This is a genomic window from Glycomyces tritici (genome assembly GCF_030403505.1).
In genome coordinates this window covers 1-18,022 of record NZ_JAUEMJ010000008.1, presented here as the reverse complement: position 1 = coordinate 18,022, position 18,022 = coordinate 1, and the positions used below count along the sequence as shown (strand labels likewise).

16 protein-coding genes and 1 rRNA gene are annotated in these 18,022 nt (G+C 68.5%); 9 read left to right on the top strand and 8 right to left on the bottom strand.

Annotated elements, in window-relative coordinates:
• Window positions 1-13: 13 nt before the first annotated feature.
• From QWI33_RS21860 to QWI33_RS21845, 4 genes are all read right to left on the bottom strand, one after another.
• Window positions 14-730: a PspA/IM30 family protein gene (locus QWI33_RS21860; protein ID WP_289959037.1), complete on the bottom strand. Its 717-nt coding sequence runs from the start codon at window positions 728-730 to the stop codon at window positions 14-16.
• 47 nt (window positions 731-777) lie between these two features.
• Window positions 778-2,766, bottom strand: coding sequence for a TPM domain-containing protein (locus tag QWI33_RS21855; protein ID WP_289959036.1), 1,989 nt, complete (start codon window positions 2,764-2,766; stop codon window positions 778-780).
• 127 nt (window positions 2,767-2,893) lie between these two features.
• On the bottom strand, window positions 2,894-3,532 hold the full coding sequence (locus QWI33_RS21850; RefSeq protein ID WP_289959035.1) for a pyridoxamine 5'-phosphate oxidase family protein: 639 nt from the start codon (window positions 3,530-3,532) through the stop codon (window positions 2,894-2,896).
• 47 nt (window positions 3,533-3,579) lie between these two features.
• Window positions 3,580-3,735, bottom strand: coding sequence for a hypothetical protein (locus QWI33_RS21845; RefSeq protein WP_289959034.1), 156 nt, complete (start codon window positions 3,733-3,735; stop codon window positions 3,580-3,582).
• A 102-nt stretch (window positions 3,736-3,837) separates the two neighbouring features.
• Here QWI33_RS21845 and metH point away from each other — a divergent pair, with 102 nt between their 5' ends.
• From metH to QWI33_RS21825, 4 genes are all read left to right on the top strand, one after another.
• A complete protein-coding gene (gene metH / locus QWI33_RS21840) occupies window positions 3,838-7,377 on the top strand; it encodes a methionine synthase (protein ID WP_289959033.1) in 3,540 nt (1,179 codons plus the stop codon).
• Between the two features lie 90 nt (window positions 7,378-7,467).
• Complete coding sequence (locus QWI33_RS21835) at window positions 7,468-8,025, top strand: thymidine kinase (RefSeq protein ID WP_289959032.1); 558 nt, start codon at window positions 7,468-7,470, stop codon at window positions 8,023-8,025.
• 136 nt (window positions 8,026-8,161) lie between these two features.
• On the top strand, window positions 8,162-8,794 hold the full coding sequence (locus QWI33_RS21830; protein ID WP_435367600.1) for an HAD family hydrolase: 633 nt from the start codon (window positions 8,162-8,164) through the stop codon (window positions 8,792-8,794).
• A gap of 47 nt (window positions 8,795-8,841) precedes the next feature.
• On the top strand, window positions 8,842-9,366 hold the full coding sequence (locus QWI33_RS21825) for a DUF2087 domain-containing protein (RefSeq protein ID WP_289959030.1): 525 nt from the start codon (window positions 8,842-8,844) through the stop codon (window positions 9,364-9,366).
• Window positions 9,367-9,424: 58 nt separating this feature from the next.
• Here the strand turns inward: QWI33_RS21825 and QWI33_RS21820 are convergent, their stop codons facing one another.
• Complete coding sequence (locus tag QWI33_RS21820; RefSeq protein WP_353895538.1) at window positions 9,425-9,769, bottom strand: winged helix-turn-helix transcriptional regulator; 345 nt, start codon at window positions 9,767-9,769, stop codon at window positions 9,425-9,427.
• Between the two features lie 88 nt (window positions 9,770-9,857).
• Between QWI33_RS21820 and QWI33_RS21815 the strand changes: the two genes are divergently transcribed.
• The 3 genes from QWI33_RS21815 to QWI33_RS21805 all read left to right on the top strand — a co-directional run bounded on the left by QWI33_RS21815 (window position 9,858) and on the right by QWI33_RS21805 (window position 12,645).
• The gene (locus QWI33_RS21815) at window positions 9,858-10,787 is read left to right on the top strand and encodes an NAD(P)-dependent oxidoreductase (protein WP_289959028.1); all 930 of its coding nucleotides are present in this window, start codon (window positions 9,858-9,860) and stop codon (window positions 10,785-10,787) included.
• Between the two features lie 71 nt (window positions 10,788-10,858).
• The gene (locus tag QWI33_RS21810) at window positions 10,859-11,722 is read left to right on the top strand and encodes an NAD(P)-dependent oxidoreductase (RefSeq protein WP_289959027.1); all 864 of its coding nucleotides are present in this window, start codon (window positions 10,859-10,861) and stop codon (window positions 11,720-11,722) included.
• A complete protein-coding gene (locus tag QWI33_RS21805; protein ID WP_289959245.1) occupies window positions 11,686-12,645 on the top strand; it encodes an NAD(P)-dependent oxidoreductase in 960 nt (319 codons plus the stop codon). Before QWI33_RS21810 ends, QWI33_RS21805 begins: the two co-directional genes overlap by 37 nt.
• A gap of 66 nt (window positions 12,646-12,711) precedes the next feature.
• Here the strand turns inward: QWI33_RS21805 and QWI33_RS21800 are convergent, their stop codons facing one another.
• A complete protein-coding gene (locus tag QWI33_RS21800; protein WP_289959026.1) occupies window positions 12,712-13,578 on the bottom strand; it encodes a helix-turn-helix transcriptional regulator in 867 nt (288 codons plus the stop codon).
• A 131-nt stretch (window positions 13,579-13,709) separates the two neighbouring features.
• On the opposite strand from QWI33_RS21800, the gene QWI33_RS21795 reads away from it, so the two are divergent.
• Window positions 13,710-14,456: an NAD(P)H-dependent oxidoreductase gene (locus tag QWI33_RS21795; RefSeq protein WP_289959025.1), complete on the top strand. Its 747-nt coding sequence runs from the start codon at window positions 13,710-13,712 to the stop codon at window positions 14,454-14,456.
• Between the two features lie 66 nt (window positions 14,457-14,522).
• Here the strand turns inward: QWI33_RS21795 and QWI33_RS21790 are convergent, their stop codons facing one another.
• Together QWI33_RS21790 and QWI33_RS21785 are read right to left on the bottom strand one after the other, a co-directional pair.
• Window positions 14,523-15,815 (bottom strand): KamA family radical SAM protein, encoded by a 1,293-nt coding sequence (locus QWI33_RS21790; RefSeq protein ID WP_289959024.1) that lies wholly within the window; start codon window positions 15,813-15,815, stop codon window positions 14,523-14,525.
• 206 nt (window positions 15,816-16,021) lie between these two features.
• Complete coding sequence (locus tag QWI33_RS21785; RefSeq protein WP_289959023.1) at window positions 16,022-16,447, bottom strand: OsmC family peroxiredoxin; 426 nt, start codon at window positions 16,445-16,447, stop codon at window positions 16,022-16,024.
• A 672-nt stretch (window positions 16,448-17,119) separates the two neighbouring features.
• Between QWI33_RS21785 and QWI33_RS21780 the strand changes: the two genes are divergently transcribed.
• A 16S ribosomal RNA gene (locus tag QWI33_RS21780) occupies window positions 17,120-18,022 on the top strand; the annotation flags it as partial.

The window sequence follows — 18,022 nt, the reverse complement described above, 5'->3', positions numbered from 1 at the left end:
CTCGTGCCGCGGTTCAGCCGCCGCTCTTGAGCGCGGCCATGCGCGCCTCGATCTCGGCGTCGTCGGCGAGCCCGTCCAGGCTCTCGAACTGCTGGTCCAGCGATGACATCGAGAGCTCCGACTGGCCCCGGACCTTGGCCTCCTCGCGGCGGACCTTCTCCTCGAAGCGGTTGACCTCGCTGAGCGGGTCCATGATGTCGACGCTGCCGATGGCCTCGTTCACCTGCTTCTGCGCCTGCGCGGTCTTCGCGCGCGCGGTCAGGCTGCTGCGCTTGGACTGCAGCTCGGTGAGTTTGGTCTTCATCTGGTTGAGCGCGGTCTTGAGCTTGTCGACGACCTCCTGCTGGCTCTGGATGGTCGGCGCGGAGGCCTTGATCTCCTTCTCCGCGGCGAGCTGCTTGCCCAGGGCCACCTTGACGAGGTTGTCGAACTTGTCGGCCTCGGCGGTGCTGCCGGCGGCCCGCAGCTCGTCGGCCTTGCGGCTGGCGTTGCGGGCCTTGTTCTCCCACTCCTGGGCCGCCTCCTTGTCGGCGGCGGCGTCCTCCTCCATCATCCGGAGGTTGCCGATGGTCTCGGCGATGGAGCTCTCGGCCTCGGCGATGCTGTTCTTGTAGTCGCGCTCCATCTGGGCGAGCATCTTCTCCGGGTCCTCCGCGGAGTCGATGGCGTCGTTGATGTTCGCCCTGAGCAGCTGGCTGATGCGGCCGAAGATCGATTGCTTCTTTGTCATTGGTCCCCACACCCTTCGGTTCTGGTAGTTGCGTTGCCTCGCGGTCGTCAGAATCGGCCACCACCGCCCCGTCTGCCGGAGCCGCCGAACGAGCCCGGTGCGGGGCCGCGGCGGCGTGACGGGCTCGGCGCGCCGAACCCGCCTCCGCGTCCGCCGCCGGAACCGCCGAGGAGCCCGCCGAGGAGGATGCCGCCGAGCATCGCCCCGGCGTTGCCGCCCCCGCCCGCGCCACCGCCGAAGCCGCCGCCCATGCCGCCGCCGGGCCCTGCCTGGTTGCGGTAGGCGTTCACGTCCTGCTGCGCGAGCCGCGAGGCCGCCGCGGCGAGCTGGTCGGCCCGCTGCGCCACCGCCAGCGCCTGCACCGGGTCGGAAGGGGCGAGCGAGCGGGCGGCGTCGAGCTGCTGGTTCGCCTCATTGAGGCGGGTGCGGGCCTCGGTGCCGACCCCGCCGCGGTTGGTGTTGATGTAGTCCTCCACTGCGGCGGCCGTTGCCGAGGCGTTCGCGATCGTGTGCGCCAGTTGGGCTTTCGCGCTCTCGCGCTGCTCCTGCTCGTCGCGCACGGCCTGCAGCTCCCCGCCGACGGCGGCCTGCGCCTGCTCGAGGCGGCGGGTGCTCTCGAGCGGGTCCACGGGCCCGGCGGCCTTGGCCGCGTCGATCTCGGCGGTGACGGCGCGCGCGTCGGCGGCGGCGCGACGCAGCCACTCCCCGCCGGGGGAGCCGTCGGCCTTGCGTTCGGCCTCGCCGATGTCCTGCTGGAGCGAGGCGAGCAGTGCGGGCAGCCCTTTGGCGGCCTCGGCGAGTTCGGTCTGGCGCCCGGTCACGGCGTCGAGCAGTTGCTTCGCCTGGGCGAGACCGCCTTCGGCGGCGCGCACGCCCACCGCGGCACGGCCGTTCTCGCCGTTCGCGAGCGCGTCGCGGGCCTCGGTGAGGTTCCGGTCGGTGAACGCGAGCCGGTCCTCGGCGTCTTCGGCGTTGCGGGCGATGGTCTCGTAGGCGGACGCGGGGTAGGCGGCCGCGAGCGCCGCCAGCGCCTCCCTAGCGGCGCCGGTGCGTCCGGCGAGCGCCTTGGCGTCGGCGGTGAGCTTCTCGATCGCCTCGGGCGCGCGGCGTCCGAGGTCGCGCAGCTCCTCGAACTCCGCGGCGGCCCCGTCGAGTTCCGCGTCGGCCTTGGTGAGGCGGTCGATGATCTCGGTCAGCACCGCGCGCCGCTGCTCCTCGGTCTCGGGCACGTCGTCGTCGAGGGTCTGGCGCAGCCGGAAGGCCTCGGCGAGTTCGCTCTTGGCGGTGTCGAGTGCGGTCGAGAAGCGGGCGGTGCTCTCCTGCCCGAACTCGGCGACGGCGAAACCGAGGTCCTGGTCGCTGGTGCGGACGGCGTCGTCGCCCTCCACCAGGAGCCGGCTCGCCTCGCGGTCGAGGTCCTGGGTCGACATCCGCTGGGCCTGCTTGCCGGCCGGGGAGCCGCGCTTGCCGCGCCGCCTGCGCCAGATGAGGAAGACGACGAGCGCGATCACCGCGAGCACCAGCAGGAACACCAGCCAGCCCGCGCCGCTGCCGCCGCTCGATCCGCCGTCCGCCTGCTCCCGGTAGCCGTCGGCGGCGGCGATCGCCGCACCGGCCCAGTCGTCGTCGGCGAGTTCGGGTTCGATCGCCGCGGCGGCGACCTCGTTCAGCTGCTCGTCCGAGAGGGGGAACCCGGACTCGACCGACCACGAGTAGCGGCGGTCGCCGGTGGCGATGGCGAGCAGGATGTCGTTGGTGCCCAGGCCGCTCCGCACGGCGGTCTGGTTGGCCCAGTCCTGCGGTGCGTACCCCGAGAACGAGTCCACATAGGCCACATAGAGGCCGATCGCGGCGTCGGCGCGGAGCCGGTCGATCGCCGCATCGACTGCGGCGCCGCGGTCGCCGACCGCGCCGACCTGGTCGGTGACCGCGCCGGAGTCCAGATCGAGGGGCGGCACGGCGAGGGCGGCGGTGCCGGAGAGGGCGAGCCAGAGGGCGGCCAGTACGGCCGCCGCGCACTTCACTGTTGCCGACATCGGCGCCCCTGTGTCTTCCCGTGTCCTGAGCTGCGCTTATTGCGCATTCAGATTAGGGAAGAAACTTCGCGGGTTGCTCGATTCGGTGAAAGAGCCCGTCGTGACCGGATCGGCGGGTAGGAGGCCGCTAGTACAGCTCCGCTTCGTACTTGGGGCCGTACTTCTCCACGAGCTGCTCCAGGGTCGCGTCGACGACCTGGGTCTCCTTGACCAGCTGCGCGTGCCGGGGGAGCGTGTCCGAGGTCCAGGTGTCGGGCTTCCAGATCCCCGACCGCATCGAGGCCTTGCCGCAGTGGAAGTAGATGGTGTCGATCTCCACGACCAGCGCCAGGACCGGCTGGTGGCCCTTGACGACCATGTCGGCGAAGAACGGCGCGTCCGCGACGACCCGGGCGCGGCCGTTGATGCGGAGCGTCTCGCGTCGGCCGGGGATGAGCGAGAGCAGGCCGACGTGCGGGTTCGCGAGCACGTTGTGGTAGCCGTCGACGCGGTGGTTGCCGCGGCGTTCGGGGATGGCGAGGGTCGAGTCGTCGAGGACGTGCACGAGCTTGCCCGCCGGGTCGCCCTTGGGGGAGGCGTCGCAGTTGCCGTCTGCGTCGGCGGTCGCGAGCACGCAGTAGGGGGAGGCGGCGAGCCATTCGCGGTCGCGCTGGTGGAGTCTGGCGCGCTCCTTGGTGGCCGCCTGGGGCATCACCTCGCCCACGATCTCCCGGAGCTTCTCGGGATCGGTCACTTCGGTCCACAGGTGACTGTCGAGCGAATCCATCTGGGTCCCTTCGGGGGGAGGAAGCCGTTACGACCCGATGCTACTCCTCAGTCGTCATCCGGGTCGTCCTCGTTTTCCTCGTCCGCATCGGCCGGTTCGGCCTCGCGGGCGTCGGCGATCCCGTCGCGCACGCCCAACCGCACGACCCAGTACATGACGCATGCGCCGATCAGGAGGAAGACGAACGCGAGGAGGAGTTCCATACCGCCCATCCTATTCGTCCGGCTGTGATCTTCAACCGACGCAGTGCCCAACCAGTGAAACCGACTTCCCACTCAGCGGCACACCCAAGTACCCTTGACCCCGTGTCTGCGAACAGCCTTTTCCTTGATGTCCTGAGCCGCCGCGTCGTGATCGCCGACGGTGGTATGGGCACCATGCTGCAGACCTTCGACCCCACGATGGAGGATTACGACGGCCACGAGGGCCTCTCCGACATCCTGTGCCTGACCCGCCCCGACATCGTGCTGGGCATCCACGACGCGTACCTGGCCGCCGGCGCCGACTGCGTCGAGACCAACAGCTTCAACGCCAACTACGGCGGCCTCGTCGAGTACGACATCGTCGACCGCGCCCGCGAGCTCGCCCACGCCGCCGCGAGCCTGGCCCGCCAGAAGGCCGACGAGTACGCCACGCCCGAGTGGCCGCGCTTCGTCCTCGGCTCCATGGGCGGCGGCACCCGCCTGCCCACCCTCGGCCACGCGCCCATGGCGCTCCTGCGCGACCACTACCAGGAATGCGTCCTCGGCCTCATCGAAGGCGGCGCCGACGCGATCCTCGTCGAGACCGCCCAAGACCTCCTCCAGGCCAAGGCTGCCGTCATCGGCGCCAAGCGCGCCAACGCCCAGCTCGGCACCCAGGTCCCGATCATCGCCCAGGTGACCGTCGAGACCACCGGCACGATGCTCGTCGGCGGCGAGATCGGCGCGGCCCTGACCAGCCTCGCCGCCCTCGGCATCGACATCATCGGCCTCAACTGCGCCACCGGCCCGGAGGAGATGAGCGAGCACATCCGGTACCTCTCCCGCCACTCGCCGGTCCCGATCTCGGTCATGCCCAACGCCGGCCTGCCGACCCTCGGCCCGAACGGCGCGGTCTACCCGCTCACCCCCGAAGAGCTCGCCGACGCCCACGAGGAGTTCGTCAAGAACTTCGGCGTCAGCCTCGTCGGCGGCTGCTGCGGCACCACCCCCGACCACATCAGGGCCGTCCGCGCCCGCCTCGGCGGCGCCCCCGAGAACCTGGTCAAGCCGAAGGAGCGCACCCCGGTCATCGAATCGGGCGTCTCCTCCTCCTACCACCACGTCCCGTACCTCCAGGACGCCTCGATCCTCAACGTCGGCGAGCGCACGAACGCCAACGGCTCCAAGGCCTTCCGTGACGCCATGCTCGCCGCCGACTACGACCGCTGCGTCGAGATCGCCCGCGAGCAGGCCGGCGGCGGCTCCCACGTCCTCGACCTCTGCGTCGACTACGTCGGCCGCGACGGCGCCGTCGACATGAACGTCCTCGCCTCCCGCTTCGCCACCGCCTCCACGCTCCCGATCATGCTCGACTCCACCGAGCCGAACGTGGTCGAAGCCGGCCTGGACGCCCTCGGCGGCAAGTGCATCGTCAACTCCGTCAACTTCGAGGACGGCGACGGCCCGAACTCCCGGTACCAGCGCATGATGCCGCTCGTCGCCGAACACGGCGCGGGCGTCGTCGCCCTGTGCATCGACGAAGAGGGCCAGGCCCGCGACCGCGACTGGAAGGTCCGCGTCGCCGCCCGCCTCATCGACGACCTCACCGGCACCTGGGGCATGAAGGTCCAGGACATCTTCGTCGACGCCCTCACCTTCCCCATCTCCACCGGCCAGGAGGAGACCCGCAAGGACGGCATCGAGACCATCGCCGCCATCCGCGAGATCGCCCGCCTCTACCCGGGCGTCAACTTCACCCTCGGCGTCTCCAACATCTCCTTCGGCCTCAACCCGGCCGCCCGCCAGGTCCTCAACTCCGTGTTCCTCCACGAATGCGTCCAGGCCGGGCTCACCAGCGCGATCGTCCACTCCTCCAAGATCCTGCCGATGGCCTCGATCCCCGAGGAGCAGAAGCAGGTCGCCCTCGACATGGTCTACGACCGCCGCACCGAGGGGTACGACCCGCTCCAGAAGCTCATCGAGATCTTCGACGGCGTCAGCCTCGCCGGCACCAAGGAGGCCCGCGCCGAAGCCCTCGCCGCCCTCCCGCTCGACGAGCGCCTCGCCCAGCGGATCATCGACGGCGACAAGAACGGCCTCGACACCGACCTCGACGCCGCCATGGCCCAGGGCAAGCGCCCCCTCGACATCATCAACGACAACCTCCTCGAAGGCATGAAGGTCGTCGGCGACCGCTTCGGCTCCGGCCAGATGCAGCTGCCGTTCGTCCTCCAGTCCGCCGAGGCCATGAAGTTCGCCGTCGCCCACCTCGAACCCCACATGGACAAGGCCGACGCCGCCGACAAGGGCACCATCGTGCTCGCCACCGTCCGCGGCGACGTCCACGACATCGGCAAGAACCTCGTCGACATCATCCTGTCCAACAACGGCTACACCGTCGTGAACCTCGGCATCAAGCAGCCCATCAACGCCATCCTCGACGCCGCCGAAGCGCACTCGGCGGACGTCATCGGCATGAGCGGCCTGCTCGTCAAATCGACGGTCATCATGAAGGACAACCTCGCCGAGATGATGGCCCGCTCGATGCACACGCGCTGGCCGGTCCTCCTCGGCGGCGCCGCGCTCACCCGCGCGTACGTCGAGGACGACCTCCGCGAGATGTTCGAAGGGGGCCAGGTCCACTACGCGCGCGACGCGTTCGAGGGCCTCGACCTCATGAACAAGGTCATGACCGCCCGCCGCACCGGCGTGCCCATCGTCGACGCCGAGAAGGAGGCGAAGATCGCCCTGCGCCGCGAACGCCGCGCCAAGCAGGCCACGATGGTCGCCGACACCCTCCCGGACCTGAACGACACCTCGGTGCGCTCCAACGTCGCCACCGACGTCGAGATCCCGGTCCCGCCGTTCTACGGCTCGCGCGTCGTCAAGGGCATCCAGACCTCCGAGTACGCCGCGCTGCTCGACGAGCGCGCCACCTTCCTCGGCCAGTGGGGCCTCAAGCCCGCCCGCGGCGACGGCCCCTCCTACGAGGAGCTGGTCGAGACCGAGGGCCGCCCGCGCCTGCGCTACTGGCTCGACCGGCTCGCCACGGACAACGTCCTCGAAGCCAAGGTCGTGTACGCCTACTTCCCGGCGTACTCCGAAGGCAACACCCTCGTCGTCCTCGACGAGAACGGCCACTCCGAGCGCACCCGCTTCACCTTCCCGCGCCAGCGGCAGGGCCGGCGCCTGTGCCTGGCGGACTTCTTCCGCGCCAAGGACGGCGAGCGCCTCGACGTCCTCGGCATGCAGCTGGTCACCCTGGGCTCCAAGGTCTCCGAGTACACGAACGAGCTGTTCCAGGCCAACGCGTACCGCGACTACCTCGAGGTGCACGGCCTCACCGTGCAGCTCACCGAGTCGCTCGCCGAGTACTGGCACCGGCGCATGCGCCGCGAATGGGTCCTGCCCTCGGGCGGCACCGTCGCCGACGCCGACCCCGGCGACCTCAAGGGCTACTTCGACGTCGACTTCCGCGGCTGCCGCTACTCGTTCGGCTACCCGGCCTGCCCCGAGCTGGCCGACCGCGCCACCCTCGTCGACCTCCTCGGCGCCGAGCGCATCGGCGTCGAACTGTCCGAAGGGGACCAGCTCCACCCGGAGCAGTCCACCGACGCGATCGTCCTGCACCACCCCGAGGCGAGCTACTTCAACGCCAAATGACCCCGGTAGGTGCCCGGTGCCTTTAGGGCGCCGGGCACCGTTACCGCGGCCGCGTTCACCGCCGCGCCACCCGCCCGGCACCATAGAGCCATGTCGCACGAACTCGTCGCCTACCTCGGCGTCATGGACGCAGGCAAGTCCACCCTCGCGCTCCAGTACCACCACTCCCTCGGCGGCAAGGGCGTCGTCTACACCTCAATGGACCGCGGCGGCGAAGGCGTCGTCTCCAGCCGCATCGGCCTCAGCCACGAAGCCCGCGAGGTCAAACCCGGCTTCGACATCTACGACGACCTCGCCGCGACCCGGCCCCCGTACGTGATCGTCGACGAAGTCCAGTTCCTCGAAGCGCCCAAGCAGATCAACCACCTCGCCGACGCCGTCGACGGCCTCGAACTCGACGTCTACGCCTTCGGCCTCAAGACCGACTTCCTCGGCCGCCTCTTCCCAGCCACCCAGCGGCTCATCGAACTCGCCGACCGCGTCGAGGAGCTCCCCGTCCGCGTCAACTGCTGGTGCGGCGAGCGCGGCACCCACAACGCCCGCGTCCGCGACGGCGTCATGGTCTTCTCCGGCGACCTCGTCGAAGTCGGCGACATGGACTCCTACACCGTCCTGTGCCGCCGCCACCACCGCGCCGGACTCGCCTGACCCCCGCACCCGCCCGCGGCGCCGCCGCACTGTGTGAGCCCGCTCGCGGCCCCGCCTCGACACGAGCCGGCCCACCCGCCCCGCCCGTACTGTTGACACCGTGACCGACCAAGCGAAAGCCGCGTTCCCGCAAGCCGTGCTCTTCGACATGGACGGCACGCTCGTCGACAGCGAGATCATCTGGGACACCGGCGTCGAAGAACTCGCCGCCCTCCTCGGCGGCGCCCTCGACCCCGAGGTCCGCGCCCGCATGGTCGGCACCAACGAGGACGCCTCGGTCACCATGCTCCTGGACAGCCTCGGCATCCCCCTCACCGAAGCCCCCCACCGCCAGACCTGGCTGCGCGCCCGCATGAAGGAGCTCTTCGCAGCAGGCGTCGAGTGGAAGCCCGGCGCCCGCGAACTCCTCCTCGAATGCCGCGCCGCCGGCATCCCGACCGCCCTGGTCACCTCCACCCCGCGCGAACTCGCCGACATCATCATCGGCCACGTCGGCCGCGACAACTTCGACCTCACCGTCTGCGGCGACGAAGTCGAGAAGCCCAAACCCGACCCCCGGCCCTACCTCGGCGCCGCCGCGACACTCGGCGTCGACATCGCACGCTGCGTGGTCGTTGAGGACTCCGTCTCCGGCGTCGGCTCCGCGCTGGCCGCCGGCGCGATCACCCTGGCCGTCCCGGGCGACGTCGAGCTCCCGGTCGACCTCGACGTGAAGCGCCTCGACTCCCTCCGCGGCATCGACCTGGCGTACCTGCGCAGCCTCGGCTAGCCCGATATCGCGTTGACGGGCGCGGCGGCTCGCACCAGTCTGTCCCCATGGAGCCAAGCCATCTGATCGTCAAAGCCCTGGCCGACCCCGAACGCCTGCGCGTGTTCGCCGACATCGTCCTCACCGACGCCGGTGCCGGCGTCACCGACTTGAAAGCGCGCCACCCGCGCGCCGAGAAGGCCCTCGTCCGCCTCTTCGAAGCCGGACTCGTCACCCGTGAGGACGGCAAGGTCCGCGCCGCACCGGACGCCTTCAAAGCCGCGGCAGCGGCCGCCCGCGAAGCGGCCCCCGCCGCCCCGCCCGGCGTCAGTCCCGCAGTGGCCCAGCTGTACTCGAACGGCCGCGTCAGCGTCATGCCGGTGAACCGCCGCACCCGCGTCACGCTCCTGCGCGACATCGCGGGCCGCCGCTTCGAGTTCGACCGCGTCTACACCGAAGCCGAGGTCACCGAGATCCTCGCCGCCGAATACCACGACCCGCTGCAGCTGCGCCGGGACATGGTCGACGAACTCCTGCTCGAACGCACCCTGGGAGGCAGGGAGTACCGCCGCCGCGAGGCCCCGCCGATCTGACCCGGCCCCGAACGACGACGTCCCGCCCTCCGGAACCGGAAGGCGGGACGCGCTGCGTTCAGGGCTGCAACCGCCCGGCCAGCTCCTCGCGGTGCTGGTCGCCCCAGGTCTCCAATGCCGCCAGCGCGTCGTTGAGCGTCAGCCCGAGCGGCGTCAGCGAGTACTCCACGCGCGGCGGCACCTCCGCGTACAGCTCCCGGTGCACGATGCCGCTCGCCTCCAGCTGCCGCAGGTTCTCGGCCAGCACCTTCTCGCTCACCCCGTCGAGCTTGCGGCGGATCTGCCCGAACCGCACCGGCCCCTCGGCCAGCACCCACATCAGGTGCATCTTCCACTTGCCGCCGACAACGTCGATCGCGAGCGACATCCCGCAGATTTGATCTACGTCACTCTGCGTCTCCATCGGACCCCTCCCCGCCATATTTCGAACCTCGAAGTAAGTAGCCCCACCCGAAAGTGCGGTCTTGCAGAGCTTATCCGGCCGGACGAACATGGATCCCGTCAGCACGACCAAGGAAACACCAAATCGCAAGGGGCACAACATGTCTGCGCAGAACAACAAGTCCGTCACCGTCATCGGCCTGGGCCCGATGGGCCAGGCCACCGTCAAGGTCCTCCTCGACGCCGGCTACGACGTCACCGCCTGGAACCGCACCCGCCCCAAGCTCGACGCCATCGCCGAGCTCGGCGCCAAGCCCGCCGACACGGTCGCCGAGGCCATCGCCGCGAACGACGTCGTCCTGCTCTCCCTGATCCACTACGACGCCATGTACGGCGTCCTGGAGCAGGGCCCGGCCGACCTCACCGGCAAGACCGTCATCAACCTGTCCTCCGACTCGCCCGAGAAGACCCGCAAGGGCGCCGCCTGGGTCACCGCCCGCGGCGGCGTGTTCGTCACCGGCGCCTACATGACCCAGAGCGACGACCTCAAGCACGCGTCCTCGCGCCTCTACGTCAGCGGCCCCGAGACCGACTTCGAGGCCCACCGCCCACTGCTCGAGACCCTCGTCCCCGGCATCGAGTACCTCGGCGCGGACTACGGCCTCGCCCAGCTCTACTACCAGGCCGGGCTCGCCCAGTTCCACGCGTTCCTCACCTCGCTGGAGCAGGCCGTCGCGATCATCGACGCCGGCGGCGGCGACGTCGACAAGTTCATCGAGTTCGCCAGCAACGGCGCCGAGAGCAACCGGGACTTCACGCTCTTCTTCGGGGCCGCCGCCAAGCAGGGCGGCTGGGGCGACGTCGCGAACTTCAAGATGATGCACGCCGGGGCCCAGCACGTCATCGACGCCGCCGAGGAAGTCGGCGTTGACGCCTCCCTCACCCGCATCAGCCAGGACCACTACCAGCGCGCCCTGGACGCGAGCGAGCAGGCCGGACACCCCGTCCCCGTCTACCAGATCCTCCGCAACGCCGCCTGACCCGCCGAACCCGCCACGAGCCGGGGTCGGTCCACCAGCCCGACCCCGGCCCTGCCGAAAGGAGTAACCACATGGGCTCGACCGCAAGCATCCTCGGCCTCGGCGCCATGGGCTCGGCCATCGCGACCCGCCTCCGCGAGACCGGCTACACCACCACCGTCTGGAACCGCACCCCCGCCAAGACCGAACCGCACGCCGAAGCCGGCTCCAAAGCCGCCGCCACGATCAGCGAAGCGATCAGCGCCGCCGACACCGTCCTCGTCGTCCTCCTCGACCACGACAGCGTCCGCGAACAGCTCGACCCGCACGCCGCCGAACTCGAAGGCAAGACCGTCGTCAACCTGGTCACCACCACACCGAACCAGGCCCGCGAGACCGCGGCCTGGGCCGCCGAACACGGCATCGGCTACGTCGACGGCGCCATCATGGCCGTCCCGTCCATGATCGGCGACGAGCACGCCCGCCTCCTCTACTCCGGCGACGAACACGCCTACAACACCGTCCTCCCGCTCCTCGAAACCCTCGGCACCGCCGAATACACCGGGAAGGACCCCGGCCTCGCCTCGCTCAAGGACATGGCCCTGCTCGCCGCCATGGACCTCATGCTCCTCGGCTACGTCCAGGCCATCGCCATGATGCGCACCGCCGGTACCCCGGCCGCCGACACCGCCGCCGAAGTCGAAGCCTGGCTCGCCGCCATGCTGCCCCACGGCAGGCACATCGCCGCGATCGCCGACCAAGGCACCTACGACACCGGCGGCCAGAGCGTCGACTTCGACCGCGCCGGCATCCGATCGCTCATCACCGCCAGCCGCGAACAAGGCGTCAGCGCCCAGCTCCTCGAACCCCACCAGAAACTCCTCGAAGAGCTCGCCGCCACCGGCCACGGCGACAGCGACTGGATCCGCATCATCGAACGCCTCACCATCCACTAGCCGACCACCGCGAACACTCCGCACCCGAAGACTCGACACGCAAGGACACCACCATGTCAAAGGGCACCATCAGCATCCTCGGCCTCGGCGCCATGGGCTCGGCCATCGCCGCCCGCCTCCGCGAGACCGGCTACACCACCACCGTCTGGAACCGCACCCCCGCCAAGACCGAGCCCCACGTCAAAGCCGGAGCGACCGCCGCCGCCACCGTCAGCGAAGCCGTCCAGGCCGGCGACATCACCCTCGCCGTCCTCCTCGACCACGCCAGCATCCACCAGAACCTCGAACCCGTCGCCGCCGAACTCAAAGGCAAGATCCTCGTCAACCTCACCACCACCACGCCCAACGAAGCCCGCGCCACCGCCGCCTGGGCCGCCGAACACGGCATCACCTACCTCGACGGCGCCATCATGGCCGTCCCGCAGATGATCGGGCGGCCCGGCTCCCGCCTCCTCTACTCCGGCGACGAGAACGCCTACGCCATCGCCAAACCCGCCCTCGAAACCCTCGGCACCGCCGAATTCGAAGGCACCGACGCCGGCATCGCCGAACTCAAGGACATGGCCCTCCTCACCGCCATGTACCAGATGTTCGGCGGCATGCTCCAAGCCGCCGCCATGATGCGCACCGTCGGCGTCCCCGCGACCCAGACCGCCAAAGACGTCATCGACTGGCTCAGCGCCGTACTCCCGCTCTCAGGCGACTTCGCCGCCGTCGTCGAAAGCGGCCGGTACGATCCGGCCCCCGGCCAGGACGTCAACTTCACCCGACCCGCCGTGGCCTCGCTCATCACCGCCAGCCGCGAGCAGGGCATCAGCGCCGACCTCCTGGAACCCACCAAGAAGCTCCTCGACGAACTCGCCGCCACCGGCCGCGGCACCGCCGACTGGGTCAGCATCATCGAACAGCTCACCATCCGCTGACACGCGACCGGGGCGGGCCCGCACCACCGGCCCGCCCCTAGGGGGTACTGGAAGATCCGCCCAGGATCACCCGGCACCCCCCAGCAGCGCCAGCTTGTCGTAGTCGTCCGTCCCCGGCGCCGCCGTCAACGTCACCAGCATCTGCCCCGAACCGTCCGCCACCCGGAACTGGTCCTTGTACAACTCGAGCAGCCCCACCATCGGATGGTCGAACCGCACCGACCCGATATTGCAGTCCTTCACCTCGGCCCGCGCCCACAACTCCGCGAAGAACCGGTGCCGCACCGACAACTCGCCGATCAGCCCCGTCATCGCCGTGTCATCCGGGAACAGCGCCGCCATCTTCCGCAACTGCGCCACCGTCTCCCACGAGCACACCGCCTCCCAGTCTGGGAAGAACCCCCGCGAATCATCGTCGAACAGCAGCCGCACGAAGTTCGGATTCGCCTCCAGATCCCACCCGAACCCGCCGTACAGCAAGCGCGCCAAGCGATTCGACGCCAACACGTCCTGCCTGTGGTTCAAGATCATCGCCGGGAACCCGTCGATCGCCGCGAGCATCGTCTGCAGCGACGGCCGCACCCCCGCGCTGGCCTGCATCGGGCTCAACCGCGAGTTCCCCGCCAGCCGGTGCAGGTGCGCCCGCGTCGTCTCGTCAAGCCGCAGCGCTCGTGCCACCGCGTCCAGCACCTGGTCCGAGGGGTGCTTCGCCCGGCCCTGCTCCAGTCGCGTGTAGTAGTCCACGCTCACCCCGGCCAGCAGCGCCAGCTCCTCGCGCCGCAGGCCGGGCACGCGCCGCCGCGTGTCCTCCCGCATCCCCACGTCGCCGGGGTTCACGCGTGCACGCCGCGCTTGCAGGAACTTCCCCAGGTCGACCACGTCCTCGAGCCGGTGGATCTCGGTCTTCTGGGTCTCTGTCGCATCAGCCGTCATCACGCAAACCTCCGCGGCAAGTATCGCCGGGATCCCCGCCGAGTGCCTAGGTCTGTCAGTCCTAGGGTCGAACGACCCCAGGTCGAACAGACGTCTGGCAGCCCCGGCGAAACCCCAGCAGCATGGTCCGCATGAGAACCCACCTGGTCTACGCCCACCCGCACCACGGCTCGCTCAACGCCTCGCTCAGAGACGAAGCCGTCCAGACCCTCGAAGGCCTCGGCCACACCGTCACCGTCTCCGACCTGTACGCCATGAACTGGAAGGCTGTCGCCGACTTCGACGACTTCGGCCCCACCGAGAACGAGCACTTCATGGCCGCCGCCGGCGAAGCCTGGGAGAAGGGCCAGATCACCGAGGACGTCAAGGCCGAGCAGGCGAAGCTCCTGGAGGCCGACCTCGTCGTCCTGCAGTTCCCGCTCTGGTGGTACACCGTGCCGGCGATCATGAAGGGCTGGTTCGACCGGGTCTTCACCAACGGCTTCGGCTACAGCCCCTCCCGCGACTGGCCGCGCTTCGGCGACGGCGTGCTGAAAGGCAAGCGCGCCATGGTCATCGTGACCACCGGCGCCGCCGAGTCGCACCTCTCGGACCGGGGCGTGAACGGCGACATCAACGACCTGCTCTTCCCGATCCAGCACGGCGTCCTCTTCTACACGGGAATGGCCGTCCTCCCGCCCGTCGTCATCAGCGGGGCCGGCTGGCAGGCCGAATACGCCGACATCACCAAGCACCTGCGCGAACGCCTCGAGAACCTCACCGAGACCGAGCCGATCGCCTACCGCAAGCAGTCCGAGGACTACGACGAGCACAAGCGCCTCCTCCCCGGCCGCGAACCCGAGGGCACCACCGGGTTCGCCCTGCACATCGCCCGGTAGGCGGACACGGAAGGGCCGGAGCGGCGTCGCCGCTCCGGCCCTGACTCGCTGTCGCTTCCTACCGCACTACTCGAACGGGAACTTGTCGGCGAACGCCGGCTTCAGGTCGTCCAGCCACACCGCGTTCTCGTCGAACTTCGCATAGAACGGACGTCCCACGAGGTCGGGATCCCGGGCTTGGAGCATCCGCAGCGCGAACACCTTCTCCTCACCGATCTCCACGACCCCGTCCACCGCCACCTTGCCCGGCGTGGCCGACATCGACGGACCCCGCACGGTCCGGCACAACCCCGACACCTGGCTGAACGCGTCGCGGAAGATCTCCCACGCCCGCACCAGCGGCACCGAGAAGTAGTCCTGCGGCCCCGTGTCGCGCTCGACGAACATGTAATAGGGGATCATCCCCAGCTTGTGCTGGGTCCTCCACATCCCCGCCCACTGCGTCGCGTCGTCGTTGATCGTCCTGATCAGCGGCGCCTGCGTCCGGATCACCGCACCGGTGCCGCGGATGCGGCGCACCGCCTCCCGCACGATCTCGGAGTCCAGCTCCTTCTGGTGCGAGAAGTGCGCCATGAACGCCAGGTTCTTGCCCGACGCCACCACGCGCTCGAACAGCCGCAGCGTGTCGTCCGCGTCGGGGTCCGACACGAACCGCTGCGGCCAGTACGCCAGCGCCTTCGAACCGATCCGGACCGACTCCACGTGCTCCATCTCGAGCAGCGGCTCGATGTAGCGCCGCAGCACCGGCTCGCCCATGATCATCGGGTCCCCGCCCGTGAGCAGCACACTGCTCACCTCGGGGTGGTCCCGCACGTAGCCCGTCAACTGCTCGACGTCGTTGTTCGCCATCTTCAGGTCGGCGATACCCACGAACTGCGCCCAGCGGAAGCAGTAGGTGCAGTACGCGTGGCAGGTCTGGCCCTGCTGCGGGAAGAAGAGCACCGTCTCGCGGTACTTGTGCTGCAGGCCCGGGATCGGCTCCTCGCCGGCCTTCGGAATGTTCAGCGCGAGCTGCCCGGCCGGATGCGGATTCAGCTTGAACCGGATCTGGTTGGCCGCGGCGGTCACCTCCTGCTTGGAGGCGTCGTTCTGGAGCAGGCCCGCGATCTGGTCGACGTCCTCGGTCGGCAGCATGTCCTCCTGCGGGAAGACCAGCCGGAACATCGGGTCCTCGAACGGGTCGTCCCAGTCGATGAGCTCATCGACCACGTAGGCGTTCGTTCGGAACGGCAGGACGGACGCCACGGCCCTGGTCCGGAGCCGCTGCTCCTCGGTCAGCGGCGCTCGCTGGAGCAACTCGTCCAGGTGGCGGATGGTGTAGGCGTTGAACCGCCTACCGGTGTTTTCAGGAGCAGTCACGAGAACCCCCTCCTCTGCAGTGTCGGTTTGCAACTGGGCAGGCGGGCCTGGTTACAAACAAGTGCGCGAAACCAACGACCACCGTGCCTCCCCGCAGGCGAGACCGCCTGTGTTCGGCTCCGTGACGTTTCAGCCACGGATGGTGCACCCGATGCTTTCGCGCACACTGTGCGTGAATATGAAATTTTCAGTCGTTTGTGACGACCCTAACCCAGCGTTGCCTCAATCGAAATCGGGACCGCCTTCAGCGCCTGGCTCACCGGGCAGTTCTCCTTGGCGCCCTGGGCGATCTTCTGGAATTCGTCGTTGTCGATCCCGGGGATCGAGGCACGGACGGTCAGGACGATGTCGGTGATCCCCGTGCCCGGCTTGAAGGTGACAGCGGCTTCGGTGACGATCTCGTCGGCGGTGTACCCGGCCTTCGACAGGGCGCCCGAGAACGCCATGGAGAAGCAGGAGGTGTGCGCCGCCGCGATGAGCTCCTCCGGGCTCGTCTTGCCCTCGGGGTTGTTCGTGCGTGCCGCCCAGGTCACTGGGGTGTCCGGCAGTCTCGAAGACAGGAAGCTGGTGACGCCGTTGCCTTCCTGGAGATCGCCGGTCCAACGAGTGCTTGCATTGCGAGTGGCTGACATGCCTTCTCCTATATGAGTCGGAGTTCCTTCGCTCGCAGGCTAACAGCCGAAGCCGCCCTCGGGAGACGGTCCGCGTCGGCGGCCAGGCGCGCCGCGCCGCCGCCGACTTTCCAGAAGATCTTGATGTCTCCGCTGGTCAAGCGTATCGTTGAACGAGAGGTGACCCCCCTGGTTTCGGCCCCTTCGAGGGTGTGTATATTTGTCTTTGCCCGCGGGGGAACGGAACAGCCGAGGAAAACGAGGCCGGTCCGGAGATCACGGAGGCACGCGACAAGCTCTGAAGAGCGCTGGCGCGGTCCGAGATCGAGACGCGGGGATCACCTGAGACTCCATAGAGGCTCAATCGCATGTGACGAGGGTCAATGACCCCCAGTTAGACAGTGCGGATTGAGACTAGTAATGTTGTTCGGGTTGCTCCGGCTGAGGCCGAATCCTTATGAGGATCGTTCTGGGTTGGCGTGTTGTTTGAGAACTCAACAGGGTGTTTGGATGGTCAGCGTGCGGGCTGATCGGGAATGACTGGCCTAGGTGCTGGTGGTTTCTGGTTGGTACTGTTTTTGACTGTCTTTTCCTTGGGGCACTTGCTTGGTGCCCCGTAGAAAATCGGTCAGGACATGCTTCGACACATACCAAAGTCGCTGGTGCCGTGAGGTGTCAGTGCGCAACAGGTTTTTGTTGGAGAGTTTGATCCTGGCTCAGGACGAACGCTGGCGGCGTGCTTCACACATGCAAGTCGAACGGAAAGGCCCGCTTGCGGGTACTCGAGTGGCGAACGGGTGAGTAACACGTGGGTAACCTGCCCCCATCTCTGGGATAACCGTTGGAAACGGCGGCTAATACCGGATACGACCTTGATCCGCATGGTTCGAGGTGGAAAGTTTTTGCGGTTGGGGAGGGGCCCGCGGCCTATCAGCTTGTTGGTGCGGTAGTGGCGCACCAAGGCTTTGACGGGTAGCCGGCCTGAGAGGGCGGTCGGTCACATTGGGACTGAGATACGGCCCAGACTCCTACGGGAGGCAGCAGTGGGGAATTTTGCACAATGGGCGAAAGCCTGATGCAGCGACGCCGCGTGAGGGATGACGGCTTTCGGGTTGTAAACCTCTTTTATCCACCACGAAGGCTCCGTATTCGCGGGGTTGACGGTAGTGGTTGAATAAGCGCCGGCTAACTACGTGCCAGCAGCCGCGGTAAGACGTAGGGCGCGAGCGTTGTCCGGATTTATTGGGCGTAAAGGGCTCGTAGGCGGTTGATTGCGTCCGCCGTGAAAGGCCTCGGCTTAACCGGGGTTTTGCGGTGGATACGGGTCGACTTGAGGCAATTAGGGGAGATCGGAATTCTACGTGTAGCGGTGAAATGCGCAGATATGTGGAGGAACACCGGTGGCGAAGGCGGATCTCTGGGATTGTTCTGACGCTGAGGAGCGAAAGCGTGGGGAGCGAACAGGATTAGATACCCTGGTAGTCCATGCTGTAAACGGTGGGCGCTAGGTGTGGGGTCACGTTGGTTGATTCTGTGCCGTAGCTAACGCATTAAGCGCCCCGCCTGGGGAGTACGGCCGCAAGGCTAAAACTCAAA